Source organism: Kaistella sp. (genome assembly GCF_049588135.1).
Taxonomy (GTDB): Bacteria; Bacteroidota; Bacteroidia; order Flavobacteriales; family Weeksellaceae; genus Kaistella.
On the sequence record NZ_JBAVFG010000174.1, the window covers coordinates 1 to 22,278 of the forward strand.

A 22,278-nucleotide genomic window follows, 5' to 3' on the forward strand; every position below is an offset into this window, starting at 1 on the left:
ATTTTATTTAGAAAGGTTCTCTCACAAACCTTTGGTGATTCATTTTAATTCTTGACTAATAATCGAAAACCCTCACCGTGTACATTGATGATTTCTAAACCATCATCTTCTTTCAGCAGTTTTCTCAGTTTAGCGATATAAACATCCATACTTCTGGCGGTAAAATAGTTTTCTTTCTTCCAGATTTTTCTTAAAGCCAAATCTCTTGGCATAAAATCATTTCTGTGCTGACAAAGCAATTTGAGCAATTCATTTTCTTTTGGTGAAAGTTTGTACTCATTTTCATTAACTCTTAATTGTCGCAACATCGAATCGAAGAAAATATTACTGATCTTAAATTGCTCCTGCTCGTCGTTTTCTGCCGTGGCACTTCTTTGTAAAATTGCTTTTATTTTATATAATAAAAGCTCTGTATCAAACGGCTTAGTGATATAATCATCAGCTCCCAACTGGTAGCCTTTCAATATATCCTCGCGCATATTTCTTGCGGTAAGGAAAATAATTGGAATGTTTTTATCAATTCTTTTTACATCTTCCGCCAAACTGAATCCGTCTTTTTTGGGCATCATTACATCAAAAATACAAATATCAAATTCGTTTTCTGTAAATTCTTTTAAACCTTGTTCACCATCGGTAGCTAAGGTTACTTCAAAATTATTTATCGATAAATAATCTTTCAAAACCGCACCAAAACTTTGGTCGTCTTCTACTAATAAGATTCTGTTGCTCATAATTTCTGTATTTAACGTTACAAGGCTCTCACCTCAATTTTTTTATGAAATATAATATGGAGTGTCTATTTTAATTAAACATTCATTGGTAGTTTTATCGTAAACGTACTTCCTTTATCTTTTTGAGAATCCACGATAATTTGACCTTTATGCAATTCTACTATTTTTTTCACGTAGGACAATCCAAGACCTTGTCCTTTCACATTATGAATATTCCCGGTTTCTTCCCGGAAAAACTTTTCGAAAATCCGAGTTTTATTGTCGGTTTCCATTCCCATTCCTTTATCCGAAATTTCGATAACATACCAATTTCCTTCATTTCTTGTTTTTACCGTTATTTCTGGGGCTTCGGGAGAATACTTATTGGCATTATCTAACAGATTGACCAAAGCATTTGCAATATGAAATTCATCAATTTTGAATTTGTATTTTTCGGTATTAAATTCCTGAGTTAAGGTGCCGTGTCTTTGAGCGACAATCAATCCAAACGACTCGGTGGTTCTTTTTATTAAAGCTCGAACATCGGTTTCTTTCAAAAACAATTCTACTTCATTCCTTTCAAGTTTCGACATATTCAACACATTTTCTACCTGCTTCTTCATTCGTAGATTTTCCTGCTTAATCAAACCAGCATAGTATTTCACCTTGTCGGGGTTCGTCGCAATTTTATCGTTCACCAAAGAGTCTGTTGCTACAGAAATCGTTGCCAAAGGCGTTTTGAACTCATGCGACATGTTATTAATAAAATCTGTTTTTACGTCAGCTATTTTTTTCTGTCGCATCATATAATTAATGGAAATAATATAAATCCCCAAAATTGTAAGCAACGACATGAACGTCCCGAGCAACATGGGTAAATTATTTTTTGCTAATGAATAATCTTTCCGCGGGAAAACCACTGCCAAGGTATAAAGTGTTTGATCATTGTTATCGGTAAAAAGGGGATAGGTATAATCGCTTTTTTCTTTTTGATCACCAAAAGCTGCACTTGCAACATTGGTTATTTCATTTTTTCGATCTAATACAGCAAAGCCGAATTTCGTAATTAACCCATTTAATTTTAGCTCTTTAGAAAGGATAGAATCCAAAGTTTTCACATCAATTCTTTTTTCAATCGGAAGGTTTGATCCGTTGAGTTTTGCAAATTCCCTTAATGCATAAGTGTTATTATTAATGTCTTTGCTTAGCTGTGTCGTTAAAGGTTCTGTAGAATTTTGTTGTTTTTTAATTTTTAAAATCCCTTCATCCGTGTAAAGCTTGGTTAATTTCAAACTGTCGCCTTTCTGTGAAATAGGAAAATTTTGATTCTCCACAATACTTTTCTGAAACGTAAGAGTTGAAGTATTCGCAGAATCTGAACTTTGCTGAATATAAGTTTGGGTGGGCTGGCTACTTCCTTCAACTACTGTCTTTCCGAAATTTTTATTGTCTTTATTCAGGTATTTTTCAACTTCAAGTTCTTGCGTTTTCACTGCAGAAATCTCTAATGCAGAATATACTTTATTCGAAAAATCCTGATTCAGCGCGCTGTACAATTCCTTAATCCAATACAATTGCAAGGTCACGAAGACAATCATCGAAATGGTCATCAATACAGAAATAAATGGAATAAACTTATTGTTCATTATCGATTTTTAATTTGAATTGTTAAAATTACTCATTTTAAGAATGTAATAACAAAATAAGAGCCAAAATATTATGTTTAATTTCATAAAACACTTTTTTTTAACAAATTAAATTGAATCTACTATTTTTCAATCTATATCAAGGTTTTTCTATCAAAAAATAATATATTTGATAAAAATCAAATCATGAAAACTCCAATAATTTTTAATAAAGATGATCATTCAGCGTCAATCTATATCATGAAAGTGTTTCACACTACGGTTGATGAAGTCTGGAATCACTTTACAAAATCAGATTCTCTCGATCAATGGTGGGCTCCAAAACCTTGGAAATGCCAAACTTTAAAGATGAATTTTGAACCAGAAGGAAGTTGGAATTACGCCATGATGGGTTCCGAAAACGAGAAACATTTTAGCAAAGTTCAATTTCATGAAATTAATTTTCATCGAAGTTTCGACTATTCTGCTTTTTTCACCGATGAAAACGGAAATATCAACAACGAATTCTCGGCAAGCAATTGGCTACTCGGTTTTACGGGCGTGGAAGAAGGAACCAAATTAACCGTAAATATTCATTTTAAAACAACCGCAGATATGATGATTCTTTTAGAAATGGGCTTTGAAGAAGGTTTTAAAATGGGACTTCACCAACTGGAAGATCTGTTAAACAAAAAAGGCTGATTATAAAAACCAGTCTTTTATTTTATTTAAAAAAGTTCTTCATCGATAAAATATTGAATAATCGCTTTCTTCATGAGAATCTGTTGCTCATTCGGCTTCAACTCAGGAAGTGGCGCAACTTCATCGAAATGCGGATATCCGTCATCGTCATAATCCCGGAATTTATAATACCCAAAAGGCTCCAACAAGCGACAAACAGCAATATGAAGAATATTCAATTTATCATCTTTCGTGTATTTCTGTTGTCCGCTTCCTAATTCCTGAACACCGATCAAAAACAAAATCGTGTCAATCTGCGGATGTTTTTCAGTATCGAAAGTCTTCACGAAAAACGCTTCGACATCTTCCCAAAGTTGGCTTTCTGATTTATTTTCCATCAATTTTATTTTCTAATTTCATTAAAAATGCATATTCCAAAGAATCTTCTTTTAAAGATTCAAATCTCCCGCTGGCGCCACCGTGACCAGAGGTCATATCGGTTTTGAAAATCAAAATATTATTATCGGATTTCAATTCCCGAAGTCTTGCCGTCCATTTTGCAGGCTCCCAATATTGAACTTGAGAATCGTGCAAACCAGTTGTAATTAAAATATGCGGATAATTTTTAGCTTCTATATTATCATAAGGCGAATACGATTTTATATAATCGTAATATTCTTTGTCTTTTGGATTTCCCCATTCATCAAATTCTCCCGTTGTTAAAGGGATCGTTTCATCCAACATCGTTGTCACCACATCTACGAAAGGAACTTGCGCCACAATTCCATTGAAAAGTTCGGGTTCCATATTAATGATTGCACCCATCAAAAGTCCACCGGCACTACCGCCCATCGCATAAAGGTGCTTTTCGGAAGTGTAATTTTCTTTTACCAAAAACTTGGCAGCGTCGATAAAATCGTAAAACGTATTTTTCTTCTGAAGCATTTTCCCGTCTTCATACCATTCTCTTCCCATATATTCCCCACCTCGAATGTGTGCAATTGCATAAATAAAACCACGATTCAAAATCGACAATCGAACATTCGAAAAGCTAGCATCAATGGTCAATCCGTAACTTCCGTAGCCATAAAGCAACAACGGAGTTTCTGCAGATTTCACTGTGTTTTTATGATAAACCAAAGAAATTGGAACTTTTTTTCCATCTCTTGCAGTTGCCCAAATTCTTTCTGAAATATAATTTTCCGGTAAAAAATCCTCCCCCAAAACTTCCTGTTGTTTCAACAATTTGGTCGTTCTATCTTTCATATCATATTCGAAAGTCGAACTTGGCTGAGTTAAAGAGGTATAACCAAAACGTAATTTCTCGGTATTGAATTCTAAATTCAAACCAATATAAGCGGTATAAGTAGGATCCGAAAAAGGAAGATAATGAAAATCATTCTTTTTGGTGTCGATTATTTTCAGTTGCAAAAGCCCTTCTATTCTTTCTTCTAGAACCAAATAGTCTTTGAAAATTTCGAAACCTTCTAGTAAAACCTCTTCACGATGTGGGATTACATCAATCCAATTTTCAATTCCGGGATGGGCAACTTTAGTTTTTACAATTTTAAAGTTGGTGGCTTCATCAGCATTGGTGATAATATAAAATTCATCTTCAAAATGCTCTACCGAATATTCTAAATCATCAATTCTTGGCTGTATCATTTGCCAATCTGCCATTACATTATCTGCAGGAATAAATCTTTGTTCATCAGAAATCGTACTCGAACTTGAAATGAAAATATATTCTAACGATTTCGTTTTAAAAACATTTACATCAAAAGTTTCATCTTCTTCATGAAAAATCAAAACATCTTGTGAAGAATCAGTTCCCAATTGATGACGAAAAACTTGGAACGCGCGCAAACTCTCATCTTTTCTGATATAGAAAACGTGCTTATTATCATTTGCCCAAACTGCTTTTCCGGTAGTATTAGGAATTTGATCTTGCAGGATTTCTCCAGTTTCTAAATTTTTGAAATGAATTTCGTAAATTCTTCGTCCTATATTATCAGACGAATAACTCATTAGTTTATTATTCGGAGAAACTGCAACGCTTCCAACTTCGAAGAATTTTTGACCTTCTGCCAAAATATTAACATCTAATAAAAGTTCTTCTTTATTTTCTAAAGTTTGAAATTTCCGGGTAAATAACGGATGTTCTTTACCTTCTTCGAAACGAACGATATACCAATATTCATTAAAAAAATAAGGCAGTGATTCATCATTTTTTTTATACCGGGCTTTCATTTCATCAAAAAGAAGTTGCTGAAAATCTTCGGTATCTTTCATTACCGCTTCTGCATAGGCGTTTTCCTCTTCCAGATATTGTATCACTTCAGGATTTTCTCTTTCATTTAGCCAAAAATAAGGATCATTTCTTTGGTCACCGTGGATGTCCAGAGTTTTAGATATTTTTTTCGCCTTCGGGGGAAATAGAGGTAATTGTTCTTTATTGATTGTAACTTCGGGATTGCTCATCTAGAGTTTTTCATTAAAATATAAAAACCGACTTAATCTTAGAAAAAGGCGGTTTTTGATTATGTTATTTAGAATTGAAGAAATTATTTCTCCAAACTTCTGATGTACTTTTCAATTGCCATGGTCATTGATGGCGTTTCTTTGCTCGGTGCCATTACATCAACTCTTAATCCAGCATCTACCGCTGCCTGTTCTGTAGTTGCACCAAAAACCGCAATTTTCGTTTTATCTTGTTTAAAACCTTCAAAATTTTCTCCTAAAGATTTAATTCCCTGCCGGCTAAAGAAAACCAACATATCGTAATCTGCAATATTTATTTCGCTTAGATTGCTGCTTACCGTTTTATACATCGTTGCTTTGGTCCAATCGATTCCGGAAGAATCCAAAACTTTTTGAATATCTGGGCTTACAATATCTGATGCAGGCAGAAGATATTTCTCCGACGGAAACTTCTTGAAAAGGGGAAGCAAGTCAGCAAAAGTTCTTTCACCGAAAGCAATTTTTCTTTTTCTATAAACAATATGTTTTTGCAGATAATTAGCAATGGCTTCCGATTGGCAAATATACCGCATAGAATCAGGCACCGCAAAGCGCATTTCTTCCGCAAGACGGAAATAATGATCAATCGCATTTTTACTGGTAAAAATAATACCAGTGTATTGTGACAAGTCGATTTTCTGCGTCCTAAGATCTTTCGCATCTACTCCTTCTACATGAATAAAAGGCTTAAAATCTATTCTTATTTTTTCCTTTCGTGCAATTTCCAGATAAGGAGAAGATTCATTTGGCGCAGGCTGTGAAACCAATATAGATTTAATTTTCATTATCAAAATTTCTTAAAGATATAATACTCTCCATAGCACCAAAACAGGTGCAAATTGGAGGGTGCAAATATACAAAAATTTATAATACCACTTTTCTGGTAATATCGGGTTGGGGGACAGAAAATAAAAGAAAACTTTAAATAAGAAAACACCAATAAAACCAATAAAATAATAATCAAATAGTTGCAAATCATCGACTTCATAAAAATACTGATAGATGCATAAAGCCATTAACGCTAATGACAGCATAAAATAAAATTTCGATGTTGCGAATTGAAAAAGTGTCCATCTTTTCATACTGCCAGTACCCGCATAAAAAAGATAGGATAAAATACTTTTAAGCCCATAAAACAATAGCAGTGTAAACAAAGTGAATCCGAATTTATTCAGCTCATATCCAAAAAAATGAATGTCGCTAATTTGTCTCGGAACAATGGGAATATACTGTGAAATTAATGTAGCAAACAAAAGGGTAAAAACGATACCAACAATCAGCCAACTCAAAAAATTATTAGAAGAATCTTCGAATTTCTGCATCAAAAAAACCCGCACCGAAGAATCGCGATGAAGATATAAAAGCATGAATACGTAAAGTAAAATACAACCGACGATGATAAATACCACCCAATCGTTTTGCTGCACAATTCTAACCAAAAGTATTTTTTTGCAAAAATAAGAATATTAAAGGAATATGTTAAGATATATTAACGCTATTTAACTTGGAATTAATCTTGCTGCTCTAAATCGATCCGTAATAATAATGGCGGAAAAGTTTATCTTTGCACCTTAAATTTTAAGATGAAAAAACTTGTCATCATTCCAACTTATAATGAGAAGGAAAATATTGAAAATATAATTTCTGCGGTTTTTGCGCTGGAAGAGGGTTTTCATGTTTTGATTGTCGATGATTCATCTCCCGACGGAACGGCAGAAATTGTAAAAGAACTGCAAGGAATCTATCCTGATCACCTTCATTTAATCGTAAGAAAAACAAAAGATGGTTTGGGGAAAGCTTATATTCATGGATTCAAATGGGCTTTGCAAAACAATTACGATTACATTTTCGAAATGGATGCTGATTTTTCGCACAATCCAAAAGATCTCAATAAATTATTTGAAGCTTGCGTAAAAGCAGACATGAGCATTGGTTCCAGATATTCGAAAGGAGTAAATGTGGTCAATTGGCCGATGGGCAGGGTTTTGCTTTCTTATTTTGCCTCTAAATATGTTCGTGCGATTTTGGGAATTCAAATTCACGACACGACGGCAGGATTTGTTTGTTTTTCGCATAAAGTTTTAGAAGAAATTGGTTTAGATCAAATCAAATTAAAAGGGTACGGCTTTCAAATTGAAATGAAATTCCGAGCAATTAAAAAAGGATTCAAAGTTGTTGAAGTTCCTATCATATTTACCAACAGAGAATTAGGTGTAAGCAAAATGAATGGTGGAATTATTCACGAAGCCGTTTTTGGTGTTTTAAATTTAAAATGGAAATCGATAATCGGTAAATTATGAGAAAAATAATTTTGTTGATTTTTTCATTTTTAATGATGGCCTGTTCTGAACTCATCGACAAACCCAAAATTCTTGTTCCCAAAGATACCATGTCTGAGCTTCTCGCCGAATTTGCGATGAATGAGCAATTGACCTTGGTTACAGAAAATATAAATTTAGATAATGCCACCCGATATACGCTTCAACAAAAAAAAATCAAAGGCAATGATTTTGTTGAAAGTTATAAATACTATACCGCCACTGGCGAAATAGAAAAAATATTAGATCACGCACAAGATATTGTTTTAAACAAAGATCCTAAGGCAAAAATCTATATCGAAAAGAAATTAAAAGAAAATAAAAACTTACCTGCATTTGCAAGATAATATGAAGTCCCCATTTTTCGAAATCAATAATACGACCACCGGTAAAGCAAGAGCCGGCACTATTACCACAGATCATGGCACGATAGAAACACCGATTTTTATGCCGGTAGGAACTGTTGCTTCTGTGAAAACCGTTCACCAAAGAGAACTAAAAGATGACATCAAAGCGCAGATTATTTTAGGAAACACCTATCACTTAAATCTTCGCCCGAAAATGGACATCATGCAGCAGGCCGGAGGTTTACATAAATTCATGAACTGGGACTTACCGATCCTTACCGATTCTGGTGGTTACCAAGTTTTCTCTTTGTCGAAATCCAGAAAATTAGATGAGAAAGGTGTAAAATTCAAATCTCATATTGACGGAAGTGCTCAATTTATTTCACCTGAAATTTCAATGGATATCCAAAGAAAGATTGGTGCAGATATCTTCATGGCTTTTGATGAATGTGTTGCTTATCCCGCAGAATATAGCCAGGTGAAAAAATCAATGGACCTTACGCATCGTTGGTTAAAACGATGTATAAAATGGAATGCAGAAAACCCCGAATTATACGGTCATAAGCAAGCGTTTTTCCCCATCGTTCAAGGATCTTGTTATTCTGATTTAAGAATAAAATCTGCAGAATTTATCTCAGAACAAAACGCAGTAGGAAATGCAATTGGTGGACTTTCGGTGGGTGAGCCAGAAGAAGAAATGTACCGAATCACCGATATCGTGACCGATATTTTACCAAAAGAAAAACCGAGATATTTAATGGGTGTTGGAACTCCGTGGAATATTTTAGAATCAATTGGTTTAGGAATCGACATGATGGATTGTGTAATGCCGACCAGAAACGCAAGAAACGCAATGCTATTTACTTGGCAAGGCGTGATGAATATGAAAAACAAAAAGTGGGAAAGCGATTTTTCTCCTTTAGATGAATTCGGAACAAGTTATGTAGATTCAGATTATTCGAAAGCTTACGTACGGCATTTATTTGTGGCGAAAGAATATTTAGGAAAACAAATTGCGTCAATTCATAATCTGGCTTTTTATTTAGATTTGGTTCGCGTTGCCAGACAACACATTATCGCTGGCGATTTTTATGAATGGAAACAATCGATCGACCCAATCCTTAGACAAAGACTTTAAAAAAAACGCGAAACGAGATTCATGAAAATAATCGACCTCTATATCATTAAAAAATACCTCGGAACTTTTGGGTTCATGTTGGGATTATTAACGATTATTATTTTGGTCATCGACGTTCAGGCAAAAGCCCCAAGAATTGAGTCTAATGGTTTTACGGTAACAGAATTTCTGATTGATTTTTACCCGTATTGGATTGTCAATCTGATCATTACATTCATGTCGATTTTGGTTTTTATTTCCGTTATTTTCTTTACTTCTAAAATTGCCAATAATACCGAAATTGTTGCGATCATCAGTTCTGGCGCAAGTTTCCATCGATTTGCCCGACCTTATTTTATAACCTCCGGAGCTATTGCAATTGCCGCATTATTAATCAATCATTTTATACTGCCGCTGGCAAATATTAAAAAGAATGAATTAGAACCTTATACGTATAGCGCTAAAAACCGCGAAGAATTCACTGGAAATGCCGAAGTTGCAACTCAACTTTCAAAAACAGAATATATCTTTATTAAAAGTTATAACAAAAAAGAGAAACGGGGTTCGGGCTTTTTCTACCAAAAATTCGATAAAGACAGAAAAATAATTTATCAATTGAATGCTGTAGATTTCTATTGGGAAAAAGACAAAAAACTTTTCTTAATGAATAATTATTTGGAAAAAACCTTCCTTAAAAACGACACTGAAAAATTAGCACAGGGCAACTCGATCACCAAAAATTTCGGGCAAACACCAGAAGAGCTTTTCCCAGATGTTTTATTAGGACAAAACAAAACAACACCTGAACTTATTAAATTTATCAATCGGGAAAAAGAAAAAGGAAACGCAAACCTCAATAATTATTTGAACGAATTGTACCAGCGAACCTCGATGCCATTTTCGGTAATTATTCTCACCGTTTTAGGATTAGCACTTGCCTCCCAGAAAAAACGCGGAGGACTAGGAATGAACCTTGCCATCGGGATTGCACTGGCTTTTGTATTTGTATTTTCATTTGAAGTTCTAAAGGTTGTTTCTGCCAATAAAACCATATCGCCATTTCTCGCAATGTGGATTCCTAATTTAATTTTCGGACCGCTGGCTTTATACCTTTATTTGAAAAGAGCCAATCAATAAAGAAGTGCAATTTCTTTATGGAAGAACTTTCGCAAACCATCATTTTCTAATTCAACCCAAAGAAAACCGTCTTTATCAACTTTTTTAATGATGCCATTTTGTCTTGATTGCCCGATTTCAAAAACAGAAATTAAATCCTTGCGAAATAGTCGTTCATTCAGTTTTTCCATCACCGATTCTTCAGAAACTGGTTTTGTTAAATTTTCTACCAAATACTCATGAAGCGATTGTGTTAAGCTTTCAAGGTTGAATTTAACACCGGTTTGAGTAAGCAATGAACCTGCCTTTGGAAGATGGGTGAAGTTTTCATTTAAAACATTCAATCCAATTCCGATGAGGAAATAAGACCTTCCCTTAATTATTTTCTTTTCGATTAAAATTCCAGAAACCTTTTTATTATTAATAACAATATCATTTGGCCATTTAATTCCAGCAATTTGTTTTGTCAGAATGGCAAGAAAATCAGCCAATACTTCAGCGGTATGAAAGTTGAACAAATGATTGGGTAATTTAATGAGTTCATCGGGAACTGCGACAGAATAAGCCAGGTTTAAATCGCGACCAGATTCCCAAGAATTACCATACTGCCCTTTGCCTTTAGTTTGATTAAAAGTATAAACAGCTTGGAGGTCTAAAGTATCATTAGATAAAAATTTCTCAATTTCATCGTGGGTTGAGGAACATTCTTTAAGATAAAACAAGCGCATCATTTATGAAAACTTTAAGAGTTAGATTTGGTAAATTTGAGACTATTTAAATAAAAAAACAATAAATTTGCAGATTATACAAAATTTTTAATGAACAAAATCACAGAAAAGCAACTACTAATCGACAAAATTGTAGAGGCAATACAAGATACCAATGGCGAAGACATCATGATCTTCGACTTATCAAGCATCGAAAATTCGGTAGCACAAACATTTGTAATTTGCACCGGAAACTCTAATACCCAAGTTTCAGCGATTTCCGGAAACATCCAAAAAAAGGTTCGAAATGAATTACAAGACCGTCCATGGCATGTGGAAGGAAGTGAAAATTCACTTTGGGTTTTATTGGATTATGTATCTGTAGTAGTACATGTTTTCCAAAGAGAAACCAGAAAATACTATGATATTGAGGAGCTTTGGGGTGATGCCAAGATCACCAAAATCGAAAATTAATTACTGATAGTTGACGAAAACCATTTTTCGTCAAAATTTTTATAAAAAGATATGAATAACAATAAAGGATTTAACTGGTTTTTCCCAATTGCGATTGTGGCCATTTTACTCTTTTTCTTTTCGAATATGAATGGGGATTCCTCAGCGAATTCATTAGATGAAGAAGGGTTCTATGCCTTAATGGCAGAGGGCAAAGTTCAGAATGTACTGATTTATAAAGATACCGAAAAGGCAGATATTTTTCTTACACCAGCTGCTAAAAAAGCATTAGATGCTAAGCAGGTTGCAAAAGAAAGAAGTCCTTTTTCAGCATTTGACTTTTCTCCAAAACCAGATTATACAATCAGCTTCGGAGACTTACAGCTTTTCCTGGAAAAATTCGACAAGATTAAACAGGATAACCCAGCAATCATTACTAAAAAAGATTATGGTGTTGGTAAAAACCCAATGACAGAACTGCTGTTTACCGCAGTATTCTGGATTGCAATCATGGCACTCTTCTATTTTGTGATTTTCCGCAAAATGATGGGCGGCGGTGGCGGCGGAGGCGGTGGCCAAATTTTCTCCATCGGCAAATCAAAAGCAAAGCTCTTCGATGAAAAAGATAAAGTCCAAGTTTCATTTAAAGATGTTGCAGGATTAGAAGGCGCAAAAGAAGAAGTTCAGGAAGTGGTAGACTTTTTAAAGAATTCTGAAAAATACACCAAACTAGGTGGTAAAATCCCAAAAGGAGTGTTATTAGTTGGCCCTCCGGGAACAGGTAAAACCCTTTTAGCAAAAGCGGTTGCAGGGGAAGCAAAAGTGCCTTTCTTCTCACTTTCAGGATCAGATTTCGTAGAAATGTTCGTAGGAGTTGGAGCTTCAAGAGTTCGTGATTTATTTGCGCAGGCAAAAGCAAAATCTCCGGCGATTATTTTTATTGATGAAATCGACGCTATTGGTAGAGCCAGAGGAAAAGGAAACATGACTGGTGGAAATGACGAAAGAGAAAATACGCTAAATCAACTACTTACTGAAATGGATGGTTTTGGTACTGACACGAATGTGATCATTATGGCAGCAACCAATAGAGCAGATATTTTAGATAAAGCATTGATGAGAGCAGGTCGATTTGACCGTTCAATTTATGTTGATTTACCAGAGCTACACGAAAGACGAGAAATCTTCGATGTGCATTTAGAAAAAATAAAATTAGAACCCAATATTGACCGAGAGTTTTTAGCAAAACAAACTCCTGGATTTAGTGGTGCAGATATCGCCAACCTTTGTAATGAAGCAGCTTTAATTGCAGCAAGAAATTCTCATGAAGCAGTCACTACACAAGATTTCTTAGACGCTGTCGATAGAATCATCGGTGGATTAGAAAAGAAAAATAAAGCAATTAAACCATCAGAAAAAAGAAGAGTTGCCTATCATGAAGCAGGACATGCAACGATCTCTTGGTTAGTAGAGCATGCAGCACCATTATTAAAAGTAACCATTGTACCGAGAGGACGTTCCTTAGGAGCAGCATGGTATCTACCCGACGAAAGACAATTGACGACTACTGAGCAAATGAATGACGAGTTGTGCGCGACCTTAGGTGGTAGAGCTGCCGAGCAAACCATCTTTGGAAACATTTCTACAGGTGCGCTTTCTGACTTAGAAAGAGTTACCAAACAAGCGCAAGCAATGGTAACCATTTATGGACTGAATGAGAAAGTGGGTAACATTTCTTATTATGACAGTACAGGGCAATCTGAATACAGTTTCGGAAAACCTTACTCTGAGCAGACTGCAAAAATGATTGATGAAGAAATTTCGAAAATCATTGAAACACAATATCAGAGAGCATTACAAATTTTAAGAGATAACAAAGATAAATTAGATGCACTTGCTGCGAAACTTTTGGAAAAAGAAGTCATCTTCCGAGAAGACTTAGAAGAAGTCTTTGGCAAAAGAGCTTGGGATCCTGAATTAACTGAACATCCTGTTTCTAGCACCCACAAACAAGAAACTCCAGCGGAGGAAGCAGAAACTTTAAGTCCAGAATCCAATACGCAACTTTAATAAAATTTAATCCTGATTATTTATATTCATGTAAATAATCAGGATTTTTGTATTTAATTGATTCAGTAAACAAATATTTTATATTTTTGTAGAACAATCGCATAATTAAGAGGAATTGAGTCTATTTAAAAAATTGGTCGGAATAATATTAAATCAACCTGAAGAGGATGACGAGCAGGATTTGATTAAACTTGGGGATCAGTTGAAAAACGCCGATCTCGATTATAAATTTGCACAATTATTTACCCATTCTGGCGGATTCTTTAATTATTGTGCAGACGAAGCTGAGGCACTACAGACTTTGAATCATATCCTTAAAATAGAGGGAATAAAATCTGTATTCTGTTGGGACAATGAATTGAAAAACTTTCTTAATGTAGTTAATGTTCCTTATACTGCAGAACTTGAGCTTTTTAATGATTGCGCTTTTATCACTTGCGAATATTTGATTGCTTATGATGGACGAATCATGCTTTCTCATAATAATATTTTGCATTATCATTCGTCACGATTACCCGAAAAAATAATCATCATGGCTAATGTTTCTCAAATTGTAACCAACCTCAATGATGCGATGAGCAAAATTAAACGCAACGGAAATATTAGAAACCTCACGTCTATCAGCGGAAGTAATTCTAAATTAGACACTCCGAATAAAGACAATACAAAACTTTTCTTACTTTTGCTCGAAGATTAACAGCTACGGATCAAGTAATCTGTAATACATCTTTATTAAATATTTAATCATATAACTTTGGATAAAAATTTAGTTCTACGACTTCTCAGTGGTCTCTTATATGGTTTGGTCGTTGTTCTTTGCACCACCTCATTGGGGGCAGAATTAATCAATGGTATTTCATCAGGTCTTGTACAGCAACAAAATCTATATTACGGTTTAATTACCTTTTTCCTTTTTATGGGTGCTTGGGAATGTGTGAAAATGATGAAATTCGATCCCAAAGGTTGGGAAAAATGGGTTGTCTTCCCATTGATTCTTTTTGTATTTTATCAATTGTTTTCCAAAAGGTATTTCAATCACGGTTTTTATTTCAATTTTAATTTATCCGAAATTTTAGCAATCGCACTTATTGTTATTGCGGTAGTTACTTTGTTTCGTTTTCCTAAAGAACTTTATTACGATAGCGGAAAACTTATTTTTACAGTAATCTATACTGCGCTTCCATTCGGATTTGCGTTAGGTTTGCCAAAATTTTCTACCGTAGAAAACACCTTTACCTTAGAAGTGTTTTTTCTATTCGTCTTAATTTGGAGCAGCGATTCATTCGCCTATTTCACTGGGAAGTTTTTGGGCAAACATAAAATGGCTCCAAAGATTTCTCCAAAAAAAACCTGGGAAGGATTTGCAGGCGGGGTTTTCTTCACTATTATTCTTGGCTACTTTATCGAATTATATTACCCTGATTTAAGAGGAAACTATATCATCGTTGGACTTTTAGTTTCTGTATTCGGGCCTTTAGGAGATTTAGTAGAAAGTCAACTAAAGCGAACATTCGGAGTTAAAGATTCCGGTAATGTAATCCCAGGACACGGCGGAATTTTGGATCGGTTAGATAGTTTTATTATCTGCGTTCCTGTCGTATATTTGTACTTTATGTTAGAAAAATTAGTGTAAGATTGTTTACTTTGTAACATAAATTTTGAAATAATGGGCACTGTAGAACTTAAAAAAAGCATATTAAATTATCTTCAAGAAGCGGACGGAAAACTTCTAAAAATGGTAAAAGCCATGATGGAAAGTTATATCGAAAACGGTGTTGTGGCTTATTCTGTCGATGGGAAAGCGCTTTCGAAATCCGATTATCGTAAGGAATTAATGAATACTCTTCAAGAAATAAAATAAGGAAAAACCATTTCTCAAGAAGAATTGGAAAAAGAATCAGAAAACTGGTAATGCAAAAATTGAAAATTATATGGACTCAAACTGCGAAATTTCAATAAAAATCAATTTATGATTTTTATTAAGAATTTTTGATACAAGATAAAACCCCGATAAACAAAAAGAAAATATTTAAAAAAACAACATGAAATTACATAAAGAATCCACAGGTACCATTATCGTTGCAAGTATCACTATTGCGGTAATTGCGCTTCTTTCAATTTATTTTTTGAAAATGTGGTCGCTCGTAATCCTTATTCCATTATTAATTATTTACGGATTGGTTTTCTGGTTTTTCCGAGTTCCAAATCGGGATATTAAAGATCATATCGAAAACGTAATCGCTCCGGTTGACGGAAAAGTGGTGATGATCAAAGAAGTGGAAGAAGACGAATTCATCAAAGGAAAAGCAATTCAGGTTTCTATTTTTATGTCACCTTTAAATGTTCATATTTGCCGTTATCCAGTTTCTGGGAAAGTAATTTATAAGAAATATCATCCGGGGAAATATTTGGTTGCATGGCACGAAAAATCATCAACAGAAAACGAGAGAACCACGGTTGCTGTTGAAAGCTTCGCCAATCACAAAGTGGTTTTCCGACAAATTGCTGGTTATGTTGCCAGAAGAATCGTTTACTATTGCAACGAAGGCGATCAAGCAAAAGCCGGACATGAATTTGGTTTTATTAAATTCGGTTCTCGAATGGATGTTTTTCTACCATTAAACACTGAAATCACTTGTAAAATAGGTGATATAACCACAGGCGGAATCGATGTTATTGCGAAGCTGAAAGCATAAATTCAATACTATTAAAAAAAATATCAAAGCCCAGATTTCTCAGTCTTGGCTTTTTTTGTTATTTTTAAGAACACTAAAAAATTCATAATGAGATTTCTGCCGATTACTTGTATCCTTCTATTTTTAGTTTTCAACTCTTGCACCGATTCTGAACAAGAAAAAAAATTGCAGGAAAGAGAATTCAATCTCTCCAACAAAGAAAAAGAATTTGCAATAAAAGAAAAGGACTACCAAAAACTTATCGTGATGCGAGACAGTTTAAGAAACTCCAGCGACTCGGCGATTACCAATAATTTACCCGATTATATCTTAGGAAAATGGAATGGCAAAACAATTTGCATTGAATCGAATTGCAATGATCACGTGATTGGCGATGTAAGAAACGATGTGTGGGAATTCTCTGAAAAAGGCAAAACGGTATCGGCAAAAGTGACCAACAGAACTGGAAACGTGAAAATATACAACGGAAATTACTTAGACTCCGAACTAAAATTGTATTCTAAATTAGATTCTACTTCTACTAAAACTACCGAAATTAATATCGCTTTAGACACGCTTCAAAAAAACAGAATGAAAGGAAACCGAAAAATTATTGGTGAAAACAATTGCGTTGCAAAATTTTCACTCGATTTAGAAAAAACCAAAAACTAAATTATGCTCACTATTTTAAGCATTACCAATCTTTCTTTGCCTTTAGAAGATCCTGTTTTGAAGTTCTTGGTGGTTTTAATCATCATTCTTTCCGCGCCTCTTTTACTGAATAAAGTTAAAGTTCCGCATTTATTAGGATTAATTATTGCCGGCGCAATTGTTGGTCCGAACGGCTTCAACGTGCTTTCTCGTGACAGCAGCATTGTGGTCACGGGAACCACGGGTTTACTTTATATAATGTTTTTGGCAGGCTTAGAAATCGATCTTGCCGAATTCAAGAAAAACAAATGGAAAAGCATTACTTTCGGGTTGTACACGTTTTCGATTCCGTTTATTCTTGGGATTCTGAGCGCGCATTTTTTATTCAATTTCCCTTGGCTTACTTCCATTGTTTTCGCCAGTATTTTTTCGTCACATACTTTAATTTCTTATCCAATTGTAAGCAAAATGGGAATCGCAAAAACGCTCCCGGTAAACATTACCGTTGGTGGAACCATGATTACAGATATTCTTGCATTATTGGTTTTGGCGATTTGTGTGGGCATTACTCAAGGTGAAGTAAACACCGCTTTCTGGACCAAACTTTCCGTTTCGATGGTGATTTTCAGTGCGGTGGTTTTAATTGGATTTCCGATTCTGGGACGATGGTTTTTCAAGAAAGTAAGCGATAATATTTCGCAATATATTTTTGTTCTGGTCATGATTTATCTCGCTGCGTTATTTGCGGAGCTCGCTGGCGTTGAGGCAATTATCGGTGCGTTTTTCGCAGGCTTGGCTCTCAATAGATTAATTCCACATACTTCTGCTTTGATGAATCGGGTTGAGTTTGTAGGAAACGCCATTTTCATTCCTTTCTTTTTGATAAGTGTGGGAATGATTATCGATTTCAGAGTTTTCTTTAAAGATTTCAAAACCATTGAAATTGCAGTCTTAATGACGATTATCGCAATAGCTGCCAAATATCTTGCCGCAGTTGCCACCCAAAAAACCTTTAAATTAACCAAAGAGCAAGGTGGGATTATTTTCGGGTTAAGTGCTTCTCATGCCGCAGCAACATTGGCAATTGTGATGGTTGGCTACAATATTATTATCGGCGAAACAGATTCTGGCGAACCTATCAGGTTATTAGATGAAAGTGTTTTGAACGGAAGTATTCTCCTCATTTTGGTTTCTTGCACGGTGGCTTCTTTTGTCACACAAAAAAATACGCAAAAACTCATCAATGCTGAAAATGAAAATACAATTACCGAAACCAATCCTGAAGCTGAAAACATCTTACTCTCTGTAAATCACCTCAATACAGTTGAGCCAATGACCGATTTAGCTTTACTCTTAAAATCGAAAAATAACAAAGAAAATCTTTTTGCCCTAAATATCATTAATGAAGAAAAGCAGGAATCTTCAAAGAAAAATGCCGATAAAATTCTTTATACTTCCCAAAACATTGGCGCATCGGCAGATGTGAAAATTCAAACTTTAACGAGGTATGATGCCGACGTAATTTCTGGGGTGCAAAACGTAATTAAAGAAAACAGAATCACCGATTTAATCATCGGAGTAAATCCGGAAAAAGGCTTCTCGCCGAGGTTTGTGTATAATTTATACAGCGGTTATCTCAACAATATTTCCGCTAATGTTTTGGTATATCACGCATCGCAACCGGTTTCTACGATTCTGAAATATTTCGTGGTGCTTCCCGAAAACGCTCAATCTGAACCTGGCTTTTTTCATTCCATTTTAAAAGTGTGGAATATTGCCAGAAATTCAGGTTCTAAAATTGAATTTTACGGCCATGAAAATACCATCAAGGTTATTGAAAGCATTAGAAAAAAAGTGAATATTGATGCCACATTTATCATTTTTAATAATTGGCACGAGATCAACAAAGTTTTCGAAAAAATGAAAGAAAACGACGCTTTGATTTTATTTATGGCAAAACGTGGAATGGTTTCCTATCTCCCACAAATGCAGAACGTTCCAAGCTTTTTGAATAATTATTTTAAAGATAAAAATTATCTGCTCATTTTCCCATATCATGAAATAGAAAATGAGGCAGATAAAAATGTTCGAGATATCGGCAATGCCAATGATTTCGTGGAAATAGGGGAAATCGTAGGGAGATTATTCAAATAATAACAACCTAAAACTTATACACTTTCTTCTTGGTCGGCGCTTGGGGAATCTTGCCTCGCAGCGGCGTGAGCAAATCCATTAATCCATTCATTTTTATTTCATAGATCGTAGAAAGTTGCATTCCTAGTTTGCCTGCGGGCATTCCTTGGCGCTGAAACCATTCTAAATAATTAATGGGTAAATCGACCAAAAGAAAGCCTTTATGTTTGCCAAAGGGCATTTCGGTTTTACAGATTTCTTGTAATATTTCTGGGCGAAGTTCAGGAATCATATTATGTTTTTTTAAATACTTAAATCAATTTTCTCTTCAATTTCTTTCGGATCTGGCAGCATAAGGTCTCGGTCGTCTTCCGAAAACTCATCTCGATAAACTTGGATTAATAAAATGGTAATCGAAATTACGATCGGTCCAAAAATTAAGCCCATAAAACCAAAAAGATTAATCCCCATAATAATCCCGAAAACAGTGTTGAGCGGATGAATATTTTCAAGCTTCTTTAACAAAGTAAATCTTAGTAAATTATCCGTTAATCCTACGATAATTAAACAGTAAGCTGCCAAGCCTAAGCCTGCCCCGACATTTCCCTCGGCGATCATGAAAATGCAAACTGGAATGTACACAATCGCAGCGCCCACAATCGGAAGCATCGAACCGATACACGTTAATGCAAATAATAAAATCACACTCGGTGCGCCAAAAATAAGATATCCGATTAATGCAACCAAACCTTGACCAATCGCAACCACCGGAATTCCAATTGCATTAGCAATCACCATTTTGCGAATTTTTTCACCCAATAAATTCACATTGGCTTTTTTCAAAGGTGCTGAGTTTTTTACTAACCTTTCAAGAAGAAGTGGCTTTTCTAACATAAAATATAAGATGAAATACATCGAAGCTACCACTGTTAATGTATTGAAAGTGCTACTGAGAGCAGAAGTTGAGTACTTCGCAACGTTCTCTTTTAACTTTGTCAAATTCTCTTGACTCAAAATATCAAAATTGGTTTTGGAAAAAATATAGTCATGAATTTTATCAATGAAAACATTGAATTTCTGCATATACGCCGAGGCATTTCCTAATTTTTCAATAAGCAAATCGGCAATGAAATAAATTGGTAAAATCAGCACAATCAGCGTTCCTAAGATAATAACCAAAGAAGCAAGCCAAGGTTTCCATTTCAATTTTTCTTGCAAATAAAGATTGTATTTTCTGGTAATTATATAAAGCGTAATCGCACCAAGAAGCGAGGGAACAAACAAGGATAAATGAAAACAAATTAAACCTGCAAGCACAATAATCACGACAAGCAAAAAAAACTGCTTGATCTTCACTTCACTGATTTGATGTTTTCTATTGGGCATAATTCGTTATTAAAAAAAAGCAACGGTAAAAAACCATTGCTTTCAAATGTACAGATATTCTTTAAAATATCGAAGTGTTTAATTTAATTTTTAAGCATAATCGGTCGTGGTCGTCCACAGAAAGCACAGTAAGTTGAATACATTACCACCAGATAAAATAACATGGTGAAAATAATTCCGATTCCACATAGAAAGATGCCTGCGACACTTATTAAGAGTCCAAGAAAACTTGCTCCCAAAAATGTTCCGTAATTCTCTTTTGCAATAGAAAATGACTTGCTCAGTGCTTCCGAAAAACTAGCGTTTTCAAATAATAAAACCGGATAACCTAACAGAAAGAAAGGAACGACAAAAAACACCGGTAGGAAACACATCATCGCTGCAATAACCATCAAAATACTAGATATTAAGGAATACAACACAATATTTAAAAAGTTTTGCCTGAATCCAATAAACAAATCAGAGAAACTTATCGATTCCTGTAAATTGTATTTGTTGGCAATGTAAATAACACCGACATATAATGGCGCTAAAATCAAACTCACCAAACCTGAAAGTCCGGAATAAATGCCAAATCTTGGTATTGCCCATAAATTTGGAAAACCACCTCCAGAAGATTTTATTTCTTCCATCATATCTGCCGAGTTAAAGCCTGAAACTGGCTGCACAATAAATGAAACTGCAGATGATATTATTATGGCTGCAATTGCATAAAGAAATATGCCTTTATAGATTTCAAAGGCATGGGAAATAATAGCACCCGCCGATTTTTCTGGTCCGCTTGGTTGATCAAATTCTTCAAAAGTATCCATAGTTTTATTTTTAATGTTCTCAAATTTATCATTAAAATTTTATATGGTCAAAACTTTACAAAATCTTTCTAGTTATTTTCTTTAAAAAACTGCTGATACAAAGTATAAATCATCGCATGCCAAAAAGGGAAAGTGAGTAAAAACCCAAATCCGAACAGTAAAATCCCTGATAGACTAAATAATACTGCAATCGCAACCGAAATAAGAATCGTTGTGAAATCCTGCCTAAGCCCTTTCACTGTGAGCTTGATTCCCTGAATGGTATTCACATTCATAAAAAACATCAGTGGAACGGAAAACAGCGTAAGAATAACCCAAACAATTCCGAGTAGCGGCAGTGAATTGGCATAAGAAAACACAATCATCCAAAAGAGGTAAAAACCGAAAAACTTAAAAAAGTCAAAACCCAAATAACCTGCTAACAAATCATTTAATACTACTTTTTCCTGAAGATCTATTTTTCGGTAAATTTTATAGAACCCAACATTTAAAGGATTTAAAAATGCAAAAAGAAAGAAAACTCCTAAAAGAAAACCTTGGGTTTGTGGCAATTTAGCAACCTCTTCCATTTTTTTATTAAACGCTGGAATATCGGTTTTTATCAGTTCACTGTATTGACTCACTTGATCCCACAATCCGAAATATCTGAACAGATAAAAATATCCCAGAAAAAACAATGAAAAATAAAGTAAACTAAATGACAACTGATAAAACAAAGTCCTGTTCCAATAGGTAAATGCAGTTTTTAATAACTGTTGGATGCTGACCTTTTGAGGATGATTTTTTTCCATGCTGCAAAAATAGGCAAATCCTAAAGATTAATTTCTAAAAAGAGTATTTTTGCCCAATGCTAAAAATCCATCACCCGAATTTTGATAAAATGGATGAGCTTTCTCAACAGAAAGTTCCCTTCTTTTTTATGGTGGATTTCTTAGTTGAAAACGTACTGGTTTACAC

The 22,278-nt window shown here is 34.6% G+C and carries 24 protein-coding genes; 13 read left to right on the forward strand and 11 right to left on the reverse strand.

The window, feature by feature from the left end:
• Positions 1-44: 44 nt before the first annotated feature.
• Positions 45-731, reverse strand: a complete 687-nt coding sequence (locus WBY99_RS09555) for a response regulator transcription factor (RefSeq protein WP_423976102.1) — start codon at positions 729-731, stop codon at positions 45-47.
• Between the two features lie 74 nt (positions 732-805).
• On the reverse strand, positions 806-2,356 hold the full coding sequence (locus WBY99_RS09560; protein WP_423976103.1) for a sensor histidine kinase: 1,551 nt from the start codon (positions 2,354-2,356) through the stop codon (positions 806-808).
• Between the two features lie 186 nt (positions 2,357-2,542).
• Between WBY99_RS09560 and WBY99_RS09565 the strand changes: the two genes are divergently transcribed.
• Complete coding sequence (locus tag WBY99_RS09565; protein WP_423976104.1) at positions 2,543-3,037, forward strand: SRPBCC family protein; 495 nt, start codon at positions 2,543-2,545, stop codon at positions 3,035-3,037.
• Positions 3,038-3,063: 26 nt separating this feature from the next.
• Here the strand turns inward: WBY99_RS09565 and WBY99_RS09570 are convergent, their stop codons facing one another.
• The 4 genes from WBY99_RS09570 to WBY99_RS09585 form a co-directional block, all read right to left on the reverse strand.
• Positions 3,064-3,414 carry a hypothetical protein gene (locus WBY99_RS09570; protein ID WP_423976105.1) on the reverse strand — a complete coding sequence of 117 codons (351 nt, stop codon included), beginning with the start codon at positions 3,412-3,414 and terminating at the stop codon, positions 3,064-3,066.
• Entirely contained in the window at positions 3,404-5,497 is a 2,094-nt protein-coding gene (locus WBY99_RS09575) for a S9 family peptidase (protein ID WP_423976106.1), read from the reverse strand. The genes WBY99_RS09570 and WBY99_RS09575 overlap by 11 nt, the downstream gene beginning before the upstream one ends.
• Positions 5,498-5,580: 83 nt before the next feature.
• A complete protein-coding gene (locus tag WBY99_RS09580; protein WP_423976107.1) occupies positions 5,581-6,321 on the reverse strand; it encodes a uroporphyrinogen-III synthase in 741 nt (246 codons plus the stop codon).
• 12 nt (positions 6,322-6,333) lie between these two features.
• On the reverse strand, positions 6,334-6,975 hold the full coding sequence (locus WBY99_RS09585) for a DUF4271 domain-containing protein (RefSeq protein WP_423976108.1): 642 nt from the start codon (positions 6,973-6,975) through the stop codon (positions 6,334-6,336).
• 144 nt (positions 6,976-7,119) lie between these two features.
• Here WBY99_RS09585 and WBY99_RS09590 point away from each other — a divergent pair, with 144 nt between their 5' ends.
• Genes WBY99_RS09590 through WBY99_RS09605 form a run of 4 tightly spaced genes read left to right on the forward strand, consistent with a single transcriptional unit; the run spans position 7,120 to position 10,455 of the window.
• Positions 7,120-7,836, forward strand: coding sequence for a polyprenol monophosphomannose synthase (locus tag WBY99_RS09590; protein ID WP_423976109.1), 717 nt, complete (start codon positions 7,120-7,122; stop codon positions 7,834-7,836).
• A complete protein-coding gene (locus tag WBY99_RS09595) occupies positions 7,833-8,201 on the forward strand; it encodes a DUF4296 domain-containing protein (protein WP_423976110.1) in 369 nt (122 codons plus the stop codon). Before WBY99_RS09590 ends, WBY99_RS09595 begins: the two co-directional genes overlap by 4 nt.
• Before the next feature lies 1 nt (position 8,202).
• Positions 8,203-9,339 carry a tRNA guanosine(34) transglycosylase Tgt gene (gene tgt / locus WBY99_RS09600; protein ID WP_423976111.1) on the forward strand — a complete coding sequence of 379 codons (1,137 nt, stop codon included), beginning with the start codon at positions 8,203-8,205 and terminating at the stop codon, positions 9,337-9,339.
• Between the two features lie 21 nt (positions 9,340-9,360).
• Positions 9,361-10,455: an LptF/LptG family permease gene (locus WBY99_RS09605; protein ID WP_423976112.1), complete on the forward strand. Its 1,095-nt coding sequence runs from the start codon at positions 9,361-9,363 to the stop codon at positions 10,453-10,455.
• Here the strand turns inward: WBY99_RS09605 and WBY99_RS09610 are convergent.
• The gene (locus WBY99_RS09610; protein ID WP_423976113.1) at positions 10,449-11,165 is read right to left on the reverse strand and encodes a biotin--[acetyl-CoA-carboxylase] ligase; all 717 of its coding nucleotides are present in this window, start codon (positions 11,163-11,165) and stop codon (positions 10,449-10,451) included. The genes WBY99_RS09605 and WBY99_RS09610 overlap by 7 nt on opposite strands.
• 87 nt (positions 11,166-11,252) lie before the next feature.
• Between WBY99_RS09610 and rsfS the strand changes: the two genes are divergently transcribed.
• The 8 genes from rsfS (at position 11,253) to WBY99_RS09650 (ending at position 19,144) form a co-directional block, all read left to right on the forward strand.
• The gene (gene rsfS / locus WBY99_RS09615) at positions 11,253-11,615 is read left to right on the forward strand and encodes a ribosome silencing factor (protein ID WP_423976114.1); all 363 of its coding nucleotides are present in this window, start codon (positions 11,253-11,255) and stop codon (positions 11,613-11,615) included.
• A gap of 51 nt (positions 11,616-11,666) precedes the next feature.
• A complete protein-coding gene (ftsH, locus tag WBY99_RS09620; protein ID WP_423976115.1) occupies positions 11,667-13,664 on the forward strand; it encodes an ATP-dependent zinc metalloprotease FtsH in 1,998 nt (665 codons plus the stop codon).
• A gap of 115 nt (positions 13,665-13,779) precedes the next feature.
• On the forward strand, positions 13,780-14,361 hold the full coding sequence (locus WBY99_RS09625; protein ID WP_423976116.1) for an LUD domain-containing protein: 582 nt from the start codon (positions 13,780-13,782) through the stop codon (positions 14,359-14,361).
• 57 nt (positions 14,362-14,418) lie between these two features.
• Complete coding sequence (locus tag WBY99_RS09630; protein ID WP_423976117.1) at positions 14,419-15,297, forward strand: phosphatidate cytidylyltransferase; 879 nt, start codon at positions 14,419-14,421, stop codon at positions 15,295-15,297.
• A 33-nt stretch (positions 15,298-15,330) separates the two neighbouring features.
• Positions 15,331-15,525 (forward strand): hypothetical protein, encoded by a 195-nt coding sequence (locus WBY99_RS09635; RefSeq protein WP_423976118.1) that lies wholly within the window; start codon positions 15,331-15,333, stop codon positions 15,523-15,525.
• Between the two features lie 181 nt (positions 15,526-15,706).
• Complete coding sequence (locus WBY99_RS09640; protein WP_423976119.1) at positions 15,707-16,360, forward strand: phosphatidylserine decarboxylase family protein; 654 nt, start codon at positions 15,707-15,709, stop codon at positions 16,358-16,360.
• Between the two features lie 87 nt (positions 16,361-16,447).
• Positions 16,448-17,011 carry a hypothetical protein gene (locus WBY99_RS09645; RefSeq protein WP_423976120.1) on the forward strand — a complete coding sequence of 188 codons (564 nt, stop codon included), beginning with the start codon at positions 16,448-16,450 and terminating at the stop codon, positions 17,009-17,011.
• 3 nt (positions 17,012-17,014) lie between these two features.
• Entirely contained in the window at positions 17,015-19,144 is a 2,130-nt protein-coding gene (locus tag WBY99_RS09650; protein ID WP_423976121.1) for a cation:proton antiporter, read from the forward strand.
• A 7-nt stretch (positions 19,145-19,151) separates the two neighbouring features.
• Here the strand turns inward: WBY99_RS09650 and WBY99_RS09655 are convergent, their stop codons facing one another.
• The 4 genes from WBY99_RS09655 to WBY99_RS09670 form a co-directional block, all read right to left on the reverse strand.
• The gene (locus tag WBY99_RS09655; protein ID WP_423976122.1) at positions 19,152-19,415 is read right to left on the reverse strand and encodes a DUF3820 family protein; all 264 of its coding nucleotides are present in this window, start codon (positions 19,413-19,415) and stop codon (positions 19,152-19,154) included.
• A gap of 11 nt (positions 19,416-19,426) precedes the next feature.
• Positions 19,427-20,509, reverse strand: coding sequence for an AI-2E family transporter (locus WBY99_RS09660; RefSeq protein ID WP_423976123.1), 1,083 nt, complete (start codon positions 20,507-20,509; stop codon positions 19,427-19,429).
• Between the two features lie 83 nt (positions 20,510-20,592).
• Positions 20,593-21,321: a beta-carotene 15,15'-monooxygenase gene (locus WBY99_RS09665; protein WP_423976124.1), complete on the reverse strand. Its 729-nt coding sequence runs from the start codon at positions 21,319-21,321 to the stop codon at positions 20,593-20,595.
• 68 nt (positions 21,322-21,389) lie between these two features.
• Positions 21,390-22,112, reverse strand: a complete 723-nt coding sequence (locus WBY99_RS09670; RefSeq protein ID WP_423976125.1) for a hypothetical protein — start codon at positions 22,110-22,112, stop codon at positions 21,390-21,392.
• Between the last annotated feature and the right edge of the window lie 166 nt (positions 22,113-22,278).